Origin of the sequence: Rudaea sp., assembly GCF_036383415.1 — a bacterium.
GTDB lineage: Bacteria > Pseudomonadota > Gammaproteobacteria > Xanthomonadales > Rhodanobacteraceae > Rudaea.
This window is the reverse complement of sequence record NZ_DASVOK010000261.1, coordinates 1-14,531: the sequence shown is the minus strand read 5'-3', so window position 1 is coordinate 14,531 and position 14,531 is coordinate 1. Positions and strand designations below refer to the sequence as shown.

The following is a 14,531-nucleotide window of genomic DNA, read 5'->3' as shown; positions in this document are numbered from 1 at the left end:
CCGGTCGGGCCGGTGACGAGGACGATGCCGTGCGGCCGCTCGACCAGGCCGCGCCAGATCAACTCCTCGTCCATCGAGAAGCCGAGCTGGCGGAACTCCTTGACCACGATGTCCGGGTCGAACACGCGCATGACGACCTTCTCGCCGAACGCGGTTGGCATCGTCGACAGGCGCAGCTCGACCTCGCGGCCGCCGCTCGAGCGCGTCTTGATGCGCCCGTCCTGCGGGCGACGTTTCTCGGCGAGGTCCATGCGGCCGAGGATCTTCACGCGCGCGGTAACCGCGGTCATCACCGGCGTTGGCAGCTCGAACACCTTGTGCATCACGCCGTCGATGCGGAAGCGTATCGGACTCGTGTCGCGGCGCGGTTCGAGATGGATGTCGGAGGCGCGCTGCTCGAATGCGTACTGCAGCAGCCAGTCGACGATGTGCACGACGTGGCGATCGTCGGCGCCAACGTCGCCGGACTTGCCCAGTTCGAGCAGCTGCTCGAAGTTGAGGATTGCGTTCGCGTCGGTCTTCGCGTCGCGCGCCTTCTGGATCGAGCGCTGCACACCGTAGAACTCGACCAGATAGCGTTGCAGGTCGATCGGATTGACGACGACGCGACGTATCTCGCGACGCAAAATATGACCGAGGTCGGCGAGCCAGCGCGTGTCGAACGGTTCGCAGATCGCGATCGTCACATGCTGCGCGCTGACCTCGACCGGCAGGATGCGGTAGCGCTGCGCGTACGCGTGCGAGATCACCTGGGTGACCGCGGCGACGTCGATCTTCATCGGATCGATCTTGAGGTAGGGCAGAGCAGCTTTCTCGGCGAGCCACAGGCTCAGCACTTCGAGGCTGAGCGGTTTCTTGTCGCGCGCGTTGGCCAGCTTCAGATTGGCGATCAGCACGAGCGGATGCAGCTCGATCTGGTTGCGCGCCGAGCGTGCGTCGGAGCGAACCTTGACCATATCCTCTTCGCCGAGGATGCCATCGCGCTTGAGCGCGCCGAGCACGGTTTCGAGATCGAGCTTGCGATGCAGCGAGAGCTCCGGGTCGGGCTTGTGCGCAGGCACCGCGGCCGGCGTATTGCGTTGTGGCGCGATGGCCATGAAAACTCCCCGATTCGCTTTGCTGGCGCGGCGTACGCGCGCTCCAGCCGATATACTAACGCGCTTTCCGCCAGCAACTGCGTAGATAGTGTGAATCCAATGGCAGGCCCGACTTTCCAGGACATCATCCAGACCCTGAACCGCTACTGGGCCGAGCAGGGTTGCGTGCTGCTGCAGCCGCTCGACACCGAGGTCGGCGCGGGCACGTTCCATCCGGCCACTTTCCTGCGCGCGCTTGGTCCCGAGCCTTGGGCCGCGGCCTACGTACAACCCTCGCGCCGGCCGACCGACGGCCGCTACGGCGAGAACCCGAACCGACTGCAGCATTATTACCAGTACCAGGTCGTGATGAAGCCGAATCCGGACAACATCCTCGATCTGTACATCGGCTCGCTCAAGCAGCTCGGCGTCGATCCGCTCGTGCACGATTTGCGTTTCGTCGAGGACAATTGGGAATCGCCGACGCTCGGCGCCTGGGGCCTCGGCTGGGAAGTCTGGCTCAACGGCATGGAAGTCACCCAGTTCACGTATTTCCAGCAGGCCGGCGGCCTCGAATGCCGGCCGGTGACTGGCGAGATCACCTACGGCCTCGAGCGTCTTGCGATGTACCTGCAGAACATCGACAACGTCTACGACCTCGTCTGGACCAAGGCGCCGCACGGCGTCGTCACCTATGGCGACGTGTTCCACCAGAACGAAGTCGAGCAGTCGACGTACAACTTCGAGCACGCCAACGTCGAGAAGCTGTTCGCGTGGTTCGACACTTGCGAGGCCGAGGCGAAAAAGCTCGTCGAGGCGGGCCTGCCGCTGCCGGCCTACGAACAGGTGATGAAGGCCAGCCACACGTTCAACCTGCTCGACGCGCGCCGTGCGATCAGCGTGACCGAGCGCCAGCGCTACATCTTGCGCGTACGCACGCTCGCGCGTGCGGTCGCGGAAGCGTATTACGCGCAACGCAAAAAACTCGGATTTCCCGGGTTGAAGAACAAAGGCCAAGACAACAACAAGGAAGCCGCCTGATGTCCACGGCGACGAAGAAATCCCTGCTGATCGAACTCGGCACCGAAGAGCTGCCGCCGAAGGCTCTCGATGAACTGGCGAATGCGTTCGCGACTGGCATCGCGGAAGGTTTGAAGAAGCGCGGCGTCGAAGCCGATGCCGCGAATGCAAAAACATATTGTTCGCCGCGCCGTCTCGCTGTGCTGATCCCAGCTGTCGTCGCCGAACAACCGCCGCAGAAATCCGAAGTGCTCGGGCCGTATCTCAACATCGGTCTCGATGCGAGCGGCATACCGACCCCGGCGCTGCAGGGTTTTGCGGCGAAGAACAATGTTGCCGTCGAGCAATTGCAGCGTATCACCGACATCAAGGGCGAACGCTTCGTCGCGCGCAGCGAAAGGCCTGGCCGGCCGACGGCGGAACTGATTTCCGAAATCGTCGCCGAAGCGCTCAAGGCGTTGCCGATTCCGAAGCCGATGCGCTGGGGCGATCACGACTACACCTTCGTGCGCCCGGCGCACTGGCTCGTGATGCTCTACGGCAGCGATATCGTCGACGGCGAAATTCTCGGCTTGAAGTCGGGCCGCCAGTCACGCGGCCATCGATTCCATCATCCGCAGTCGGTGCATATCGCCGAAGCCGATTCCTGGGTCGACTCGCTGCGTGCCGCAAAAGTGCTGGCTGATCCAGCCGCGCGTCGCGCGCGGGTGCGCGAGGAAGTCGCGCGCGTGGCAAAAGAAACCCGTGGCGTGCCGCGCCTGTCCGACGCGCTCTGCGACGAGATCGCGAACCTGACCGAATGGCCGGTCGCGATCGCCTGCGCGTTCGAGCGCGAGTTCCTCGCCGTGCCGCAGGAAGCGCTCGTGATGACGATGGAGACGAACCAGAAGTTCGTGCCGGTGTTCGACGCGAGCGGCAAGCTGACCGAGCACTTCATCGGCGTCGCCAATATCGAATCGAAAGATCCGGCCGAGATCCGCAAAGGCTATGAGCGCGTGATCCGTCCGCGCTTCGCCGATGCGAAATTCTTCTGGGACGAAGACCTGAAGACGCCGCTGGCCGCGCAGCAGGATGCGCTGAAAAACGTCACCTATCAGCAGGCGCTCGGCAGCGTCTGGGACAAGAGCGTGCGCGTCGCCGAACTGGCGCGCGTGATCGCCAATCGTCTCGGTGTCGACGCCGGCCTCGCCACGCGTGCGGCAGCACTGTCGAAGTGCGACCTGCTCACGCGCATGGTCGGCGAATTCCCCGAGCTGCAGGGCGTGATGGGCCGCTATTACGCAACCGCGAACGGCGAAAATACCGAGATCGCGCAGGCGCTCGACGAGTTCTACGCACCACGTTTCGCCGGCGACAAGATCGCACAAGGCAAGGTCGCGCAAGTGCTCGCCGTGGCCGAGCGCATCGACACGCTTGCCGGCATCTTCGCGGTCGGTCTGAAGCCGAGCGGCAACAAGGACCCGTTCGCGCTGCGTCGCGCCGCGCTCGGACTTGCACGCACGCTGATCGAAGGTGGTCTCGCACTCGATCTCAAGGCGTTGCTGATAGAAGCGCTGCAACTGCTGCCTGACGCGGCACTCGCCGCAGGGCTGCCGAAGGGCAAGGACGGCAAGCAACCCGCGCTCGATGCGGGTGCACGTCGCGAAGTGCTCGCCGCCGAGCTTTACGAATTCATTCTCGATCGCCTGCGCGGCTACTACGCCGATCAGGGCGTCTCGTCGGAAACATTCGAAGCCGTGCGCGCGCTTGCGCCGGCCGACCTGACCGACTTCGACCGTCGCCTGCGTGCCGTCGTCGAATTCACCAAGCTGCCCCAGGCGCAAGCCTTGGCAGCGGCAAACAAGCGCATCGGCAATATCCTGCGCCAGGCCGGCGGCGAACCGGGCCACAAGATCGATCCGGCGCTGCTCGACGCGGGTGCCGAAGCCGATCTGCACCGTGCGGTCGAAGCGACCGCCGTCGCGATCGCACCACTCGCAGCGCAGGGCCGCTACGTCGAAACACTGCAGCAACTCGCTGGCCTGCGTGAGCCGGTCGACACTTTCTTCGACGCGGTGATGGTGATGGTCGACGACGTCGCCAAGCGCGCGAATCGCCTCGCGTTGCTCAATCGTCTGCGCTGCATGTTCCTCGACGTGGCGGATATCTCGCTGTTGCCGGGAAGTTGATCCAGAAAAAGCCCGCAAAACGCGGGCTTTTTCGTTCATCAAAATGTCGATCGCCTACTTGAGGTGGTCCCAAAGATATTCGTAGCCGAGCGCCGACATGAACGCGGCCTGCTTGTTGTCGGCCGCGGCGCCGTGGCCGCCTTCGATGTTTTCGTAGAACGATGCGCCGTTGCCGTACTCGAGCATACGCGCGGCCATCTTGCGCGCCTGGTGCGGGCCAACGCGGTCGTCGCGCGTCGAAGTGGTGAACAAGGTCGGAGGATACTTTTTGCCTTTTTCCACATTTTGATACGGCGAGAAGGTCTTGATGAACACCCAGTCCTCGGCCTTGTCGGGATCGCCGTACTCGGCCATCCACGAGGCGCCGGCGGAAAGGTGGGTGTAGCGCTTCATGTCGAGCAGCGGCACCTGGCAGACGATTGCACTCCACAGTTGCGGATACAGCGTCAGCATGTTGCCCATCAGCAGGCCGCCGTTGCTGCCGCCCATCGCACCGAGGTGCGGCTGCGAGGTGATCTTTTTCGCGAACAGGTCTTCGGCGACCGCGGCGAAGTCCTCGTAGGCGCGCAGGCGGTTGGCCTTGAGCGCGGCCTGGTGCCAGCGCGGGCCGTATTCGCCGCCACCGCGGATGTTCGCGAGCACGTAGACGCCGCCCTTGCTGAGCCAGGCGCGGCCGACGCTGCCGGAGTAGCTCGGCTGCAGCGAGATTTCGAAGCCGCCGTAGCCGTAGAGCAGGGTCGGATTCGTGCCGTCGAGCTTGAGGTCCTTCGCCGCGATCACGAAGTAGGGCACGCGCGTGCCGTCCTTCGACGTGGCGAAGTTCTGCTGCACGGCGTATTTCGACGCATCGAAGAAACTCGGGCTGTGCTTGAGCGGCTCGGCATCGCCCTGGCCGATCGTGCCCATGTACAGCGTCGTCGGTTCGAGGAAGCCGCTGACGGTGAGGAAATATGCGTCGCTGGCGTCGGCATCGATGCCACCGGCCGAAATCGTCGACAGCGCCGGTGCGCCGCCGAGCGGCGCACGCTTCCATTCGCCGTCGGCCTTGGCGGGCGGCGTCAGCACTTCGAGATGGCTGACGACGTCGTGCATCGCATTGAGGATCAGATGATGCCGCGTCCACGAATGGCCGGCGAGCGAAGTGGTTTCGCTCGGCGCGAACAGCACGGCGAACTCGCGTTTTCCGGCAATGAAGTCATCGAACTTGATCGCGATCAGCGAGCCGGATGCATAGGTATTACCGCCGACGGCCCACGCCTTGCGCAGCTGCACCGTCATCCACTCGCGATGCGTGCCGAAGCCAGCCGCATCGAGCGGAATGTCGATCTTCGTGAGCTTGCCGTCCTTGTCGCGCAGGAAGCTCTCGCTGCTCCAGAAATCGATGGCGCGAGAGACGAAGTCGCGTTCGAAACCGGGCGTGTCGTCGCGGTATGCGCTGATCGAAAGATCGTCTTCCTTGCCTTCATACACGATCGCCGCATCGGCTAGCGGCGTGCCGCGCCTCCATTCCTTGACGATGCGCGGATAGCTCGACTTGGTCATCGAGCCGGGGCCGAAGTCGGTGCCGACGTAGATGCGGTCCTTGTTGATCCAGTTCGCCTGCAGCTTGGCTTCCGGCAGCGCGAAACCATCCTTAACGAAGGTTTTGGTCGTCAAGTCGAACTCGCGCATCACGCTTGCATCGGCGCCGCCGCGCGAGAGGAAGACGAGGCAGTGGCGATACTCGGGCTTGAGGCAGTCGCTGCCGTGCCAGACCCAGTTGACACCTTCGGCTCTGCCGAGCGCGTCGACGTCGATCAACGTCTCCCACTGCGGATGCTCCTTGCGGTACTCGGCGAACGTCGTGCGCCGCCACAGGCCACGCGGATTCGCCTTGTCCTTCCAGAAGTTGTAGTAGTACGCGCCCATCTTCGACACGTACGGAATGCGCGCGTCCGAATCCATCACTTCGAGAATCGCATCGCGCGTCTTCTCGAACTCGGGCGAGGAGCCGTAGGCCTTGACCGACTCCGCGTTGCGCGCCTTGACCCAGTCGAGGGCCTTGGCGCTGTCGGTCTCTTCGAGCCAGAGGTAGGGGTCTTCGACGGCGGCGGTCGAGGTTTCGTTCTGGGTCACGGCGGTCGGTTTCTGTTCGATGTGGGAGCAGGCGGCCAGCGTCACGCCGGCGGCGAGGGCGATCCAGAGCGGGTGCATGTGCGGCTTCCTTGATTGGAAAGCGCAAAGCTTGGCCGAAGCAGGCATCGGCGTCCAGAAGTTGGCCTTGCGCCAACCATCCCGGGCATCGACTGCGGTCGTGTCGTCGAATCCGACATCACGCGTCGATTCGGAACTACTTAACGATCGTCTGATATGATATATCGTTACATAATCGGCTGACGGAGTCCGGATGGCGGTGCGGAAGATCGTGGGGGTTCCCCGCCCGCGCGCGGAGACGTGCGTGTCGTGCTGCGCCGCTCTGTTGCTTGCTGGTTGTGCTCTCGGCCCGGATTTCCACAAGCCGGCGCCGCCGGATGTCAAAACCTACACGTCCCAGGCGCAGCCCGCGCAGACGGCCAGCGCGCCAGTGGCAGGCGGCGCGGCGCAGCGTTTTGCCGAAGACGCGGACCTTCCCGATGACTGGTGGACGCTGCTTCACTCGACGTCGCTGAACGCGCTGGTCGAGCGCGCGCTGAAGAACAATCCCGACCTGGATGCCGCGCGCGCGGCGTTGACGGCGGCGCGCGAAAACACGTTGTCGCAGCGTGGTGCGTATTTCCCCGCGGTCAACGCGGATTTTTCCGCGACCCGGCAGAAACAGCCGGGCACGCTGTCGCCGACACCGGCCGACAATGCGTTGCAGTACAGCCTGTTCACGCCGCAGTTGAGCGTGTCCTACGTGCCGGACGTGTTCGGCCTCAACCGGCGCACCGTGGAATCGTTCGAGGCGCAGGCGCAGGCCGTCCGCTTCGCGCTGGTCGCGGCGCATATCGCGCTGGCGGCCAATGTCGTCAACGCGGCAGTCAACGAGGCGTCGCTGCGCGGGCAGGTGGCAGCGACCGAGCAGCTCGTCGACATCGAAACGCAATCCGTTCAGATATTGCGCTACCAGTTCGACAAGGGTTACGCGAGCCGGCTCGATCTCGCCGCGCAGGAATCGCAGCTCGCGCAGACGCAGGCGAGCCTGCCGCCGTTGCGCAAGCAGCTTGAACAGCAGCGGCACCTGATTGCCGTGCTCGCCGGCGAGTTTCCGGCGCAGGCGCAGGCCGAAGATTTCGATCTGGCGAGCCTGAGCTTGCCGCAGGATCTGCCGTTGAGCCTGCCCTCGAAACTGGTCGAGCAGCGACCCGACGTGCGTCAGGCGCAGGCGAACTGGCACGCAGCCAGCGCGCAGGTCGGCGTCGCCATCGCCAGCCGTTTCCCGCAGATCACGCTGAGCGCGAATGCCGGCAGCACGGCGCTGGAAATCGGCAACGTGTTCAAGTCCGGCACCGGTTTCTGGGGCGTGGGCCTCGACATCGCCGCGCCGATCTTCGAGGGCGGCAAGCTGCTGCACGCGGAGCGCGCGGCGAAAGCGCAACTCGTGCAGGCCGCCGCGCAGTATCGCAGCACCGTGTTGACCGCCTTCCAGAATGTCGCCGACACGCTGACGGCGCTCGACGAAGACGCCAAGGCGCTGCAAGCCGCCGCCGCCGCCGCTGATGCGGCCACGACGACGCTCGAACTTTCGCAGCGGCAGACGCAGGCGGGTTACGCGAGTTATCTGGCGCTGCTCAATGCGCAGCAGGCGTGGCAGCAGGCGCGCATCGTGCTGATCCAGGCGCAGGCCAATCGCTACGCCGACACTGCGGCGCTTTATCTTGCGCTTGGCGGCGGCTGGTGGCATCGCGCGGATTTGTCCGGGAAAAACGATGAAGAGTGAAACCATCCATTCGACCGGCCGCCGTTCACGCGCCGTGGTTTCCGTTCTGGGATTGCTGCTGGCCGGATGCTCGTCCGGCGGCAACGTGAATCCGCCGGCGTCGGCCGCGCCAGGCAACCTCAAGCTCACGGCGGCGCAAATGCAGCATGTGCATTTGTATACCGTCGCCGAAGCGAAGTTCCACAAGGCCGTGCAGACGTCCGGCACGGTCGATTTCGACGAGGATCACGCCACCGGCGTGCTCGCGCCGATTTCCGGGCCTGTCAGCAAGCTGCTGGTCGCGCCGGGCGACCGCGTGAAGAAAGGTCAGGCGTTGGCGACGGTGGATTCGCCGGATTTCGCCGCCGCGGTCGGTGCCTATCGCAAGGCCGAAGCCGCCGCGCGCAATGCGCGCCGCGTCGCCGACGTGGACAAGGATCTGCTCGCGCACAAGGGCGTGTCGGAGCGCGAGGCCGCGCAGGCGCAATCCGATGCGGTCGGCGCCGAATCCGACCGCGACGCCGCGCGTCAGGCGCTCGCCTCGCTCGGCGTGGATGCCCCATCCATCGCCGCAATCGCCTCCGGCCGTGACATCGCATTTCCGGGCGGCACGATCCGCGCGCCGCTGGCTGGCATCGTCGTGGAAAGACTCATCACGCCGGGCCAATTGCTGCAAGTCGGGACCACAGCCTGCTTTACCCTCGCGGACGTGTCGCGCGTGTGGGTGCTCGCACAGGTGTTCGGCGCCGACATCGGCCAGGTGGGCGTCGGCGACGGTGCGCAGATCCAGGTCGGCGACACGACGCTGCAGGGCAAGGTGACCAATGTCGCCGACGAAGTCGATGCGACCACGCGTGCGGTCGTCGCGCGCGTGAGTGTGGACAATCCGCACGGCGCGCTGAAGAAGCAGATGTATGTGCCGGTGAGCCTCGTGTCGCGCAACGAGACGAACGGATTGATGGCACCGGCGTCGGCGATCCTGCGCGACGACGAAAATCTGCCGTTCGTGTACGTCGCGCAAGCCGACGGCAGTTTCGCGCGCGCGCATGTGACGCCCGGCTATCGCGACGGCGACAACTATCAGATCGACACGGGCCTCAAGGCCGGCGATCAAATCGTCGCCGACGGCGGCCTGTTCCTGCAGTTCATGCAAAGCCAATGAGCGGCGATCCGGCTTCCGCGCCGCCGCCGCGCGGCGCGTCGTTCATCCATCGCATCGTCGCCGCCGCGCTGGGCCAGCGCCTGCTCGTCGTGCTGCTCACTGCGATGCTCGTGGCGGCGGGCTTGCATTCGCTGATGCGCCTGCCGGTGGATGCGTATCCGGATCTGTCGCCGCCCATCGTCGAGATCATCACGCAATGGCCCGGCCATGCCGCCGAGGAAGTCGAGCGCCTCATCACCGTGCCGGTGGAATTGGGCATGAACGGCATTCCGGACGTGGCGACGAAGCGTTCGATTTCGCTGTACGGACTGTCGCACGTCATCCTCACCTACGACACCGGCGTGGACAAATACTTCGCCCGCCAGCACGTATTCAATCGGCTCAGCGGAATCAGCCTGCCGTCCGGCGTATCGCCGTCGGTGTCGCCGCTGTCGTCGCCGTCCGGATTGATCTATCGCTACGTGCTGCAAAGCTCCGACCGCTCGCCGATGGAGCTGAAAACGTTCGAGGACTGGATCGTCGAGCCGAAATACAAGGCCGTAGCCGGTGTCGCCGACGATTCCGGATTCGGCGGCGGCACCATGCAGTATCAGGTGCAGCTCGATCCGGCGAAAATCGCCGCGGCCGGTTTGTCGGTCGCGCAAATAGCCAATTCGCTCGGTGCGAACAACAGCAACGCCGGCGGAGGTTTCTACTCGCAGGGCGGACAGTTCTACTACGTCACCGGCGTCGGCCGCCTGCGGACGCTGGAGGACATCGGCAACGTCGTGCTCGCCGTGACCAACGGTACCCCGGTGCTGGTGAAGGACGTCGGCCGAGTCGAGATCGGCATTGCGCCGCGGCTTGGCGAGTTCGGCTACGAGAAACAGAACGACGCGGTGGAAGGCGTCATCCTGATGCGCACCGGCGAGAAGACGCAGGACGTGCTCAAGCGCGTCGAGGCCAAGACCGACGAATTGAACAACGGCATCCTGCCGCCCGACGTGAAGGTGCATCCTTTCTACGACCGCTCCGATCTGATCGACCTGACCACGCAAACGGTGCAGGACAATCTGCTGCGCGGCATGTTGCTCGTCGTCGTCGTGCTGGTGTTCTTCCTCTACGATCTGCGCGCGGGCCTCATCGTCGCGGTGACGATTCCGCTCGCGCTGCTGTTCGCGTTCTGTTGCCTGGATTTGCAGAACGCCTCGGCGAACCTGCTTTCCATCGGCGCCGTGGATTTCGGCATCCTCGTCGATGGCGCCGTGGTGATGGTGGAGAACATCTATCGCCAGATCGCGGCACGGCGCGGTTCCGACTTCGACATCAAACAGGTGATTCTCGAAGCCGCCGCCGAAGTGGACCGCCCGCTGTTCTACGCCGTCGCGGTGATCGTTGCCGGCTTCCTGCCGATCTACGTGCTGACCGGTCCGTCGGGCACGCTGTTCAAGCCGATGGCCGATACGATGATCTTCGCCATCGCCGGTTCCCTGATCCTCACGCTCACGCTGTTGCCGGTGCTGTGCATGATCTTCATGCATCGCGGCGTGATCGAACGCCGCAACAGGATGTTCGAGGCCATCCAGCGTTTTTATACGCGCGGTCTGGACTGGTGCCTCGCGCGTCCGCGCGTGACGACGGCAGTTTCGGTTATCGTGCTGGTGCTGTCGCTGCTGCTGACGCCGCGCATCGGCGCCGAGTTCATGCCGCACATGGACGAGGGCGCGCTGTGGGTGCGCGCGACCATGCCGTACACGATTTCCTACGCCGAGTCGGCGAAGATCACGCCGCAGATTCGCGACCTGCTGAAGTCTTTCCCGGTGGTGACGACGGTGGCGTCCGAACTTGGCCGTCCCGACGACGGCACCGATCCGACCGGCTTCTTCAACGTCGAGTTCTACGTCGGCCTGAAGCCGTATTCGGCGTGGAACGGCGCGTATCGCAACAAGGCCGCGCTGATCGCGGCGATGGATGCGAAACTGAAATCCTTCCCCGGCATCACCTACAACTACACGCAGCCGGCCGAGGACGCGGTCGACGAGGCCGAAACGGGACTGAAGAGCGCGCTCGCAGTGAAGGTGTTCGGCCGCGACCTGCACACGCTCGAAGCGCGCGGCAAGGAGATCAAGCAGATTCTCGAAGGCGTGCGCGGCATCCGCGACGTGACCCTGGTTCGGGAACTCGGCCAGCCGAGCCTGAGCATCGACATCGACCGCGCCAAGATCGCGCGTTACGGATTGAATGTCGACGACATCAATAATCTCATCTCGACGGCCATCGGTGGCGGCGCGGCGACGCAGGTCGTGCAGGGCGAAAAGCAATTCGACCTCGTCGTGCGTCTGGATCGCCCGTATCGCGACGATGCCGAATCGATCGGACGCATCCCCGTCGCCACGGCGGGCGGCGCGCAGATTCCGCTCAAGGAATTCGCCCGGATCGAAGTGACCAACGGCGCGTCCTTCATCTACCGCGAGAACGATTCGCGCTACATCGGCGTGCAGTTTTCAGTGCAGGACCGCGATCTCGCCGGCGCGGTCGAGGACGCGATGGCACAGGTCAATGCCAAGGTGCATCTGGCGCAGGGCTACCGTCTCGATTGGGGCGGCGAGTACAAGGAATACACCGCATCGCGGCACGAGTTGAGCATCATCCTGCCGCTGACGCTGTTCCTGATCTTCCTGCTGCTGTTCCTGCTGTACGGCAATTTCAAGTTCCCGTTCATCACCGTGCTCGGCGTAGTGCTGTCCGCGCCGGCCGGCGGCATCCTCGCGCTGTGGCTCAGCGGCACGCCGTTCTCGGTGTCGTCCGGCATCGGCTTCCTTGCCCTGTTCGGCGTGTCGGTGCAGACGGCGGTCGTCTACATTTCCTATGTCAACGAACTGCGCGGCGAGGGCATGGAGCTCGCCGTCGCGATCCGCGAAGGCGCGATCCTGCGCCTGCGCCCGATCATGATGACCGCGCTCGTCGCCGCATTGGGATTGTTGCCCGCCGCACTCGCCACCGGCATCGGCACCGACACGCAGCGCCCGTTCGCATTGGTCATCGTCAGCGGATTGTTCACGCGCCTGCTCATCAGCATCTACCTGATGCCCGCGCTGTACGCGTTGGTGGCGCGGCCGGGGGACAGGCTGGAAGTTTGAGCGGGCCAAGGCGGGCGACCGCGTTGCGGCCAAGCGAAACCAGCGCACCGGTCCACCCTTGCGCATGCGGATACCGACGCACGTTCGGGTTCCATCCGCCGAATTCGCGCAAACCGCAACGGATTCCTCGATGAACTGAAGCACGCCGCTTCACGTATCGAAAGTCATCCAGCGAGCGGCTTTTGGCTTCAATATTCGGGCGTTCTGCGCCGCATGTTCTCTTCGATGGCGACGAGCGCGGCGAGAATTCCGCCGACGATCAAAAATCCGAACGCATAACCCAACATGAGCGTTCCGCTCAACGCACCGAATTGCCAGAGAGGGTTGGAAAATGAGGAAACGATAAGGCAGACGGCGAGCAGCGCGACCAACCAGCCTGTCAGCGTGAGGATACGGGCGATCAGCAGCAACATCCCGAGATGCCGAGTAGCAAGTTCCCCGTAAGGCAAGAATCTGCGCATGAGACCTTCCGTTCGCCGACCTCTCCCGCGACGAGAGTCGCGGGAGAGGTCGGTTTGGCTCGATTAAAGCAGTGGGATCAGCAACAGGGCTACGATATTGATGATCTTGATCAGCGGATTCACCGCCGGTCCCGCGGTGTCCTTGTACGGATCGCCGACCGTGTCGCCGGTGACCGCGGCCTTGTGCGCGTCCGAGCCCTTGCCGCCGAAGTTGCCATCCTCGATGTACTTCTTCGCATTGTCCCAGGCGCCGCCGCCTGTGGTCATCGAGATCGCGACGAACAGGCCGGTGACGATGGTGCCGATCAGCAAGCCGCCGAGCACCTGCGCGCCGGCGACCGCGCCGCCGAGCCACTTGAAGCCGAACACGACGACGACGGGCACGAGCACGGGCAGCAGCGAGGGAATCATCATCTCCTTGATCGCCGCCTTGGTCAGCATGTCGACCGCGCGCGAATAGTCGGGCTTGGTCGTGCCTTCCATGATGCCCTTGATCTCGCGGAACTGACGACGCACTTCCTCGACCACGGCACCGGCCGAGCGGCCGACCGCTTCCATCGCCATCGAGGCGAACAAGTACGGGATCAGGCCGCCGATGAGCAGGCCGATGATGACGTAATGGTTCGACAGATCGAACGTGATGCCGGCGAGGCCCGGCTGGCCGTTGAGGTTGTGCGTGTAGTCGGCAAACAGGACCAGCGCGGCGAGACCGGCCGAGCCGATCGCGTAGCCCTTGGTCACCGCCTTGGTCGTGTTGCCGACGGCATCGAGCGGATCCGTGACCGCGCGCACTTCCTTCGGCAGCTCGGCCATCTCGGCGATGCCGCCGGCGTTGTCGGTGATCGGGCCGTAGGCGTCGAGCGCGACGATCATGCCGGTCATCGACAGCATCGCCGTCGCGGCGATAGCGATGCCGTACAGGCCGCCGAGCGAATACGCACCCCAGATCGAGGCGCACACCGCGAGCACCGGATACGCGGTCGACTTCATCGAGATGCCAATGCCGGCGATGATGTTGGTCGCATGCCCGGTCGTCGAGGATTGTGCGACGTGACGGACGGGTGCGTATTCGGTCGCGGTGTAGTACTCGGTGATGACGACCATGGCTGCGGTCAGCACGAGGCCGATCAGCGCGCAGAAATAGAGGTTCATCGCGCCGACCTTGGCGTCTGCCATCAGCTGCGTCGTGATCGGATAGAACGCGATCGCGGCAAGGATCGCCGAGACGGCGACGCCGACGTAGAGCGCATTCATGATCTTCGCGCCGGGTTTGGTCTTGACGAAGAACGTGCCGATGATCGAGGCGACGATCGACACGCCGCCGAGCACGAGCGGATACAGCACGCCGTTCGCGCCGAGTTCGGTCGCGAGCACGCCTCCGAGCAGCATCGTCGCGACGAGGGTGACCGCGTAGGTCTCGAACAGGTCGGCGGCCATGCCGGCGCAGTCGCCGACGTTGTCGCCGACGTTGTCGGCGATCACGGCCGGGTTGCGTGGGTCGTCTTCCGGAATGCCCGCTTCGACCTTGCCGACGAGGTCGGCACCGACGTCGGCGCCCTTGGTGAAGATGCCGCCGCCGAGGCGGGCGAAGATCGAGATCAGCGACGAGCCGAACGCGAGGCCGACCAGCGCGTGCAGCGCATGCGTC

The 14,531-nt window shown here is 64.5% G+C and carries 9 protein-coding genes; 5 read left to right on the top strand and 4 right to left on the bottom strand.

What is annotated here, in order from left to right; genetic code table 11:
* Positions 1–1,097: GspE/PulE family protein (locus VF497_RS09760; protein ID WP_330888132.1), on the bottom strand; the 1,097-nt coding region annotated here is incomplete at its 3' end.
* Between the two features lie 99 nt (positions 1,098–1,196).
* On the opposite strand from VF497_RS09760, the gene glyQ reads away from it, so the two are divergent.
* Positions 1,197–2,117, top strand: coding sequence for a glycine--tRNA ligase subunit alpha (gene glyQ, locus VF497_RS09755; protein WP_330888130.1), 921 nt, complete (start codon positions 1,197–1,199; stop codon positions 2,115–2,117).
* On the top strand, positions 2,117–4,264 hold the full coding sequence (gene glyS / locus VF497_RS09750) for a glycine--tRNA ligase subunit beta (protein ID WP_330888128.1): 2,148 nt from the start codon (positions 2,117–2,119) through the stop codon (positions 4,262–4,264). The genes glyQ and glyS overlap by 1 nt, the downstream gene beginning before the upstream one ends.
* A 54-nt stretch (positions 4,265–4,318) precedes the next feature.
* On the opposite strand, the gene VF497_RS09745 is transcribed toward glyS, so the two are convergent.
* A complete protein-coding gene (locus VF497_RS09745) occupies positions 4,319–6,457 on the bottom strand; it encodes a prolyl oligopeptidase family serine peptidase (protein WP_330888126.1) in 2,139 nt (712 codons plus the stop codon).
* A gap of 244 nt (positions 6,458–6,701) precedes the next feature.
* Here VF497_RS09745 and VF497_RS09740 point away from each other — a divergent pair, with 244 nt between their 5' ends.
* From VF497_RS09740 to VF497_RS09730, 3 genes are read left to right on the top strand one after another with little or no spacing between them, the layout of a single operon-like run.
* Positions 6,702–8,162 (top strand): efflux transporter outer membrane subunit, encoded by a 1,461-nt coding sequence (locus VF497_RS09740; protein WP_414706875.1) that lies wholly within the window; start codon positions 6,702–6,704, stop codon positions 8,160–8,162.
* Positions 8,152–9,303 (top strand): efflux RND transporter periplasmic adaptor subunit, encoded by a 1,152-nt coding sequence (locus VF497_RS09735; RefSeq protein ID WP_330888122.1) that lies wholly within the window; start codon positions 8,152–8,154, stop codon positions 9,301–9,303. Before VF497_RS09740 ends, VF497_RS09735 begins: the two co-directional genes overlap by 11 nt.
* On the top strand, positions 9,300–12,422 hold the full coding sequence (locus VF497_RS09730) for a CusA/CzcA family heavy metal efflux RND transporter (protein ID WP_330888120.1): 3,123 nt from the start codon (positions 9,300–9,302) through the stop codon (positions 12,420–12,422). Before VF497_RS09735 ends, VF497_RS09730 begins: the two co-directional genes overlap by 4 nt.
* Positions 12,423–12,610: 188 nt before the next feature.
* On the opposite strand, the gene VF497_RS09725 is transcribed toward VF497_RS09730, so the two are convergent.
* Together VF497_RS09725 and VF497_RS09720 are read right to left on the bottom strand one after the other, a co-directional pair.
* Positions 12,611–12,835, bottom strand: coding sequence for a hypothetical protein (locus tag VF497_RS09725; RefSeq protein ID WP_330888118.1), 225 nt, complete (start codon positions 12,833–12,835; stop codon positions 12,611–12,613).
* 111 nt (positions 12,836–12,946) lie between these two features.
* Positions 12,947–14,531 (bottom strand): sodium-translocating pyrophosphatase (locus tag VF497_RS09720; protein WP_330888116.1); only part of this gene is annotated, 1,585 nt, incomplete at its 5' end.

What these genes read in the sequence shown, in the direction of transcription:
- glyQ (WP_330888130.1), top strand. Translation starts at nt 1,197, where the DNA reads ATGGCAGGCCCGACTTTCCAGGACATCATCCAGACCCTGAACCGCTAC.
- glyS (WP_330888128.1), top strand. Translation starts at nt 2,117, where the DNA reads ATGTCCACGGCGACGAAGAAATCCCTGCTGATCGAACTCGGCACCGAA.
- VF497_RS09745 (WP_330888126.1), bottom strand. Translation starts at nt 6,457, where the DNA reads ATGCACCCGCTCTGGATCGCCCTCGCCGCCGGCGTGACGCTGGCCGCC.
- VF497_RS09735 (WP_330888122.1), top strand. Translation starts at nt 8,152, where the DNA reads ATGAAGAGTGAAACCATCCATTCGACCGGCCGCCGTTCACGCGCCGTG.
- VF497_RS09730 (WP_330888120.1), top strand. Translation starts at nt 9,300, where the DNA reads ATGAGCGGCGATCCGGCTTCCGCGCCGCCGCCGCGCGGCGCGTCGTTC.
- VF497_RS09725 (WP_330888118.1), bottom strand. Translation starts at nt 12,835, where the DNA reads ATGTTGCTGCTGATCGCCCGTATCCTCACGCTGACAGGCTGGTTGGTC.